This window comes from Mesorhizobium sp. M0437 (genome assembly GCF_040321335.1).
GTDB lineage: Bacteria > Pseudomonadota > Alphaproteobacteria > Rhizobiales > Rhizobiaceae > Mesorhizobium.
Window position 1 is genome coordinate 1 of the sequence record NZ_JAMYRK010000136.1, and the last position, 5,530, is coordinate 5,530.

Genomic DNA, 5,530 nt, shown 5'->3' on the forward strand with positions numbered 1-5,530 from the left:
TGTTCCTGGCGCAACCCCCCCCCCCCCGGGGGGGGGGAAAAAACATACCCGGCCCCCCCTGTACCACCCCCCCGTTGCCCGCGGGGGCGCCCCCCGCCGGGGCCCCGGCTCCCCACCGGCAAAAGGAGGTTGCAATGAGCCGCTATACTATCACTGTCACTGGCACCGTCATCGGACAGGGCCGCTCGGATCCAGACGCTGTCATAGGCTACGACCCACCACTTGGGACCTACTTCCTGCAAGCATTCCCGCACGAAGAAACCGACGAGCCCGGTCTTTGGCTCGGCACCCGCGATCGCGCGTTCGAAACGCTTGAGGATCTTCGCTGCGCAGCCATCGCACACGGCTTCGACTTCATGCCGCTGTCGCCCAAACTGGCCGCAAAGCTGGCCGACGACAAAGCGGCAGCCAGCGGGCGTCCGGTGCGAGACACAATCTTCGGCCAGGTGCTGAAACACCTCAACCAACCCAAGTAGGCAACACGTCTTAGGGCCCGCGACGGAACACTCCGTCGCGGGCCCTTTTTTTGCGCGTCGCAAAAGAGCCACGAACATCACCCGCTACAGCAAGAGACAGCTACTCCAAACTGCCGATTATTCCTTCGGCAGTTTGTGCTTATGAATGCGGATATAGTCCTGGACAGCCTTTCGCAGCAGTTCGGTCATGCTGTGGCCGTTGCTGATCGCCAGCAATTTGAACTGCCGCTGCTCCGCAGCCGTCAGGTAGTAGCCGCAGCGGATCATCTCCTCCTCGCGAATCTTCTTTCCGGCGATGGGGTCCTTTTTCTGACCCTGCCGCAGCAGCTTACGGAAATCGGGCCCAACTGCCGGGGACGGCTCCTGCATCTGTGGCGCAGCTTGCTCTTTGATCCCTGACGGCTCGGCCTTCGGTGGGATGAACATGCTGGGCAGCGCTGGCGGCTGCGTGGAGATCGCCTTCATCATGCGGGCTTTCTTGTCGTCACCGGGTTTCGGCACGGTTTCTCCACTCATGCCGCGTTCCTTGTGGCTTCGATGAAGGTTTGCAGAAGGTCATCAAAGACCCCTTCGCTCTCGGCAACCGCCTTCGCATCAGGCACCCCATGGCTGTAAAGGGTCTGCCCGGTCTGAAGGTCGCGGTAGGCAACACGATTGTGCAGGACATGTTCTGCAATGGGCGTGCCATTGGCCTGGATGATGGCGCGCAGTTCGGTCAGGGCTCGCGCCCTGCTATCGATGATGGTCTGCTTGGTCAGCACGAATATCGCAGGCAGCGGTCTACCCCGGCTCTCGACCGCCAGCGGGATGTAGTGGTCGGTGATCTGGATGGCGGCGGTCACATCATCCAGCGCAAAATAGATCGGCACGACGACAATATCGGCGGCGAAGAGCCCGGCCATCAGGTTATCGTTTGTGGTGCCTTCCGTATCGATCAAGACGACCGAGCGTTCACCGTTGTGAGTGGCTGCTGCGCGAAGGATTTCCTGCGGGGTCATCGCGCTCACTATCTGGAGCGTGTCAGGACAATTGCCAGCGTCGCCCAGCATCTGGAACCAGCGATTCATGTTCTGCCGCCGATCGCCATCGATAAGAGTGACCGAATAACCCCGATGCAGCGCGACGGATGCGAGGGCACGCAGCATCGTCGATTTGCCAGTGCCGCCCTTTGGGATCGCAGCGGAGATGATCATGGGGGCCTCGTTCCGGCGTTGTCTCCTTGTTTCCATGTTAACATGGAAACAAGTCAACATGGAACAATATCACGGTAGAGACATGGTGACATAGTCAACGGGGAAGACTGGTTTGGCAACCCAGGCGCGCACCAATAAGAGCTCGTTCACGGTGCGGTTTTTGCACAGCTGCTATCTGCAGCGAAGGAATAGGTCCGGTGGCCCATCGACTGCGCATTTCCGACTACGCATTTCCGACTACGCATCAGTCCTCAACGCATCATAGACACACTACATCAAGTCACGATGGAAACACATCGCGACCGGCCCGCTGCGGTTGACAACTGGGCTGGTGAGAAAGGAACGTCGGCTTTGTCCTTTTCCAATCTTCTTTTTATTGGCAGGATAGCCTATTTTGTGATACACACAAAATAGGCGGCGCGGCCCTGTCGGGCCTTAGCGCCCGCAAGCGGGCTTGAGAGATGGATGCAGGCGCCCAGAAAGCAGCGGTACAGAACGCGTCACGGCGCTACGGCGAGGTGACGCACATCCGATTTTCGGCTGACGAGCTGGCCAACCTTAAAGCCATTGCGGAGCGGGACGGCGTTACCGTCAGCGAGGTCGTGCGGCGTCTTGTGCGGGCAGAGGCCGGGTATCTGCCTATCGCGTCAGAGGCGTTGCGGCCGGCGATCGTGGACATGACCGATCAGCTGCGGCGCGTCGGCGTCAATTTCAATCAGGCCGTGCGCGCGATAAATGACGGCCGTGTTGCCCACGATGAGGATCTTGAACAGGCGCTGGTCGCCGTGGGCAACCTGGTGCGGCAGTTTCGCGAGGAACTGAAGGCGATGACTGGCGGGTCACGCAAGGCGAGGGTGGCCAGGCCATGAGCGGTCGTCTTGCTGGCTACGCGGCCGAAATCGAACGCTATCTTCGAGGCGAGTCCGGCGTGAAGCGTGAGGAGCTGGACGACGACAAGTCCGTCACGGGCGCCCGACGCGAGGTCGGTGAATTCCAGGCGATGAAGAGCTATGAGCGGACCGGTGGCGGCGGACGCCTCGGGCAAGGAGGCGGCTCGACGGCAGGTGGCGGCAGGAGCGCCCATCGTTCGTCGCCGGGAGGATTGGGGGCGGCGGGGAGCTCCATGTCCAGCAGGGCACCGAAGTCCACTGCTGCTGCGAGTTCGCCCAAGGCCGCTAGCGCGCCGATCATGATCTATGGCGTCACGCTCGCCGGTTTCCGGCCGGAAGAGGAGGAGGAAGACTGGAAGCGGCGCGGCGGCGGTGGTCGTGGTGCTGTTCGTCCGAGCGGTACGGCACGAGCGGCGCGGACGGGCTATCAGGCGCGGGCCGTGGCGGCACGGGCAGGCTATGCGGCGGGCGCGCAGCCTGCCGTGTTCAAGGTCATGCCCAATCCGCCATCGACCAAGGAAGCTGCCGCCCGGCTGCTCAATTACATCGGGAAGCGCGAGGACGAAAAAGGCGAGAAACACGACATCGAGATTTTCGACGAGGACGGGCAGGTGCTTGCGACAGGTGCCGCAAGAAAGGCGTTCCTGGAATCGTTTTGCGAGACGTTCGAACCGCCCTTGGAAAACACCAATTTTATCGAGGTTCGCTTCGATCTCGCTAGCGAGGTGACCGATGCCGCCTTGAGCGAGGCGCTGAGCAAGGCCTTCGGGGCAAAACCGTTCATCTATGCGCAGGATGGACAGACGGTGCAGGTTTACGCGCATACCGATGAGCGGGCCGGACCGCTTGCCAAGGTGCTCGCCGGCGGTCGGGAAAAAAATTCGCGCAGCAAGGCGCTCGACAAGATCGAAGCGCGCCTGTCTGAAGCCATGGGCGAGGCGGGGGTGGTCGCCAAGGCAGAGGTAACGGCGGCCGTGAGCCGTGAACCCAAAGCGAAATATTTCCTGCAGAAGTTCATCCGCACCCACAGCCACATCCGCCACGCAAATGGCGAGCCTGTGCCTGCTGTGAAAAGCTCCACCAAGGCGGCGGCTTCGATCTATGAACAATGGCGCCCGCAGTTTTCGGGGCGTGAGCGCCGCAATGCCTATCACCTGCTTTTCTCGGCAAGAGCCGGCACCGATGCCAACGCCGTGATGGCCGCGGCGCGCTCCGTGCTCGAGGAGCGCGCGCCAGGATACAAGTTCGTCCTGGCGCATCACAAGGACACCAAGCACGTCCATATCCACGCGATGGTGCAGGCACGGTCAGCCGACGGCGAGCGCCTGAAATTCTACAAGCCTGATCTCGCAGCCTGGCGCGAGACTTTTGCGGAAAAAGCACGCGAGAACGGCATTGCGATGGTGGCGACGCGGCGCATGGATCATGCGATGACGCGGCCATTCACGAAGGAGCATGCCGGGGCTTATAGCCGCGCCCAGAGCGATCCGCGCTACCAGGTCAGCGCCAGGACGATCGAGCGAGTGGAGGCCAAGCGGCAACGCCGTTTCGATATGCAATCGCTTGTCGTGAACGGCGATGCAATCGCTGCCGCATGGCAAAAGACTGTGACGACGATGCGGACTGCGGGCATAGTCGGTCAGGCTCTCACGGCAGCGGAGTCGATCGGCAACAATTTTCTGCGGTTCCGTGGCGATGGGACAGGGGAAGGGCAGCCAGGTCCTGGCGCGGGTCGCGGAGCTGATCAATCGGGGCAGAAGTCTTTTCTGTCCCATCCTGGTATGAGAGAATTGAATGCACTGATAGGAGATTTGGACATGGCGCAGACCCCCTTGGAAATGCGGCGTCAGATGGCCCGCGTCAATCAGGCTCTCGACAACATGCGCGAGACGCTGCCGCCGGCGCATCAAGGTCAGTTCGAACAGTATCGTGAAGAGGTGAACGACAAGATGCACGACCGTCTCGCGCGGCTGCAATTCGAGCGGCAGCAGCAGCGTCGTGGTGGTGGCGGTGGCGAGCCTATCCCCGAGCGCGAGCCGCGAGGGCGAGACCTTCCAACTCGGGACGATCCCCGCGAGCCGGAGCAGCCGCGCACCGGCACCGAGCAGGAGAAGGTGGCAGCCAAGCAGAAGGACGCCAACAAACAGAAGGCACGGCAGTCGGAAGAGCAGGACCGCAAGACCCAGCGCTCAAATGATAAGGATTACGAGCGCTGAGCCGAGCTCACTGCCGCCTGCGGCTAAAGAGACCGAGAGTGTTAGTGACCTCATGTGCCGAGGCCCATTTGGCGCCTACGAGGTTCAGGATGATGGCCACGCAGATCTCACGCCGCGCATGATCTTGAAATCTGCTTCGTGCCGCATTGCTGGATGGACTGAAGCTAAGGCTGTGACAGGCTGGTTTTCAGGTCGGTCCAGGTAACCGCAGCGCCATTGGATCGATCGGTGACGGGCTCAAAGCCCGGTCGTAAGTTTGCTGATGGGTTAGTTTAGCTTAGGGTCCGGACTCATAACCGTCGGTCGACTGCGCTGGCGGCTCTGGTTGCCGTTAGTCGCGGGCGCTGAGCGGGGCTCGATAGGATCAACCGAACCTGCGATACTCAAGGCAATCTGTTGGAGTGATGATGCGCATCGTAACCCGTCTCACTGATCGGCTTAAACTGCAGCATCCGATCATCAGCGCGCCGATGGCATTCGCATCGGGCGGGGAACTCGCAGGTGCGGTCAGTACAGCCGGAGGGCTTGGGCTTATCGGCGGCGGCTATGGCGACGCTGATTGGCTGACGCGAGAGTTCGAGCGATCTGGCAACCGACCTGTCGGCTGCGGCTTCATAACTTGGTCACTCGCCAGGAACCCGCGCCTACTCGATAAGGCCTTGGAGCGGCGACCAAGTGCGATTTTCCTATCCTTTGGCGACCCGGCGCCTTTTTCGCCGGCGATACGGGCCGCCGGGGTCCCCTTGATCTGCCAG

At 61.4% G+C, this 5,530-nt stretch carries 6 protein-coding genes; 4 read left to right on the top strand and 2 right to left on the bottom strand.

What is annotated here, in order from left to right; all coding sequences use genetic code 11:
* Positions 1 to 134: 134 nt before the first annotated feature.
* Complete coding sequence (locus NKI72_RS33890; protein ID WP_352852096.1) at positions 135 to 476, top strand: hypothetical protein; 342 nt, start codon at positions 135 to 137, stop codon at positions 474 to 476.
* Positions 477 to 593: 117 nt separating this feature from the next.
* On the opposite strand, the gene NKI72_RS33895 is transcribed toward NKI72_RS33890, so the two are convergent.
* Positions 594 to 992, bottom strand: a complete 399-nt coding sequence (locus tag NKI72_RS33895) for a hypothetical protein (RefSeq protein WP_352852097.1) — start codon at positions 990 to 992, stop codon at positions 594 to 596.
* On the bottom strand, positions 989 to 1,669 hold the full coding sequence (locus tag NKI72_RS33900) for a nucleotide-binding protein (protein ID WP_352852099.1): 681 nt from the start codon (positions 1,667 to 1,669) through the stop codon (positions 989 to 991). The genes NKI72_RS33895 and NKI72_RS33900 overlap by 4 nt, the downstream gene beginning before the upstream one ends.
* 461 nt (positions 1,670 to 2,130) lie before the next feature.
* On the opposite strand from NKI72_RS33900, the gene NKI72_RS33905 reads away from it, so the two are divergent.
* The 3 genes from NKI72_RS33905 to NKI72_RS33915 form a co-directional block, all read left to right on the top strand.
* Entirely contained in the window at positions 2,131 to 2,538 is a 408-nt protein-coding gene (locus tag NKI72_RS33905; RefSeq protein WP_352707581.1) for a plasmid mobilization protein, read from the top strand.
* Complete coding sequence (locus NKI72_RS33910) at positions 2,535 to 4,775, top strand: relaxase/mobilization nuclease domain-containing protein (RefSeq protein ID WP_352852100.1); 2,241 nt, start codon at positions 2,535 to 2,537, stop codon at positions 4,773 to 4,775. The genes NKI72_RS33905 and NKI72_RS33910 overlap by 4 nt, the downstream gene beginning before the upstream one ends.
* A gap of 404 nt (positions 4,776 to 5,179) precedes the next feature.
* Positions 5,180 to 5,530: nitronate monooxygenase (locus NKI72_RS33915; RefSeq protein ID WP_352852101.1), on the top strand; the 351-nt coding region annotated here is incomplete at its 3' end.

What these genes read in the sequence shown, in the direction of transcription:
- NKI72_RS33890 (WP_352852096.1), top strand. Translation starts at nt 135, where the DNA reads ATGAGCCGCTATACTATCACTGTCACTGGCACCGTCATCGGACAGGGC.
- NKI72_RS33895 (WP_352852097.1), bottom strand. Translation starts at nt 992, where the DNA reads ATGAGTGGAGAAACCGTGCCGAAACCCGGTGACGACAAGAAAGCCCGC.
- NKI72_RS33900 (WP_352852099.1), bottom strand. Translation starts at nt 1,669, where the DNA reads ATGATCATCTCCGCTGCGATCCCAAAGGGCGGCACTGGCAAATCGACG.
- NKI72_RS33905 (WP_352707581.1), top strand. Translation starts at nt 2,131, where the DNA reads ATGGATGCAGGCGCCCAGAAAGCAGCGGTACAGAACGCGTCACGGCGC.
- NKI72_RS33910 (WP_352852100.1), top strand. Translation starts at nt 2,535, where the DNA reads ATGAGCGGTCGTCTTGCTGGCTACGCGGCCGAAATCGAACGCTATCTT.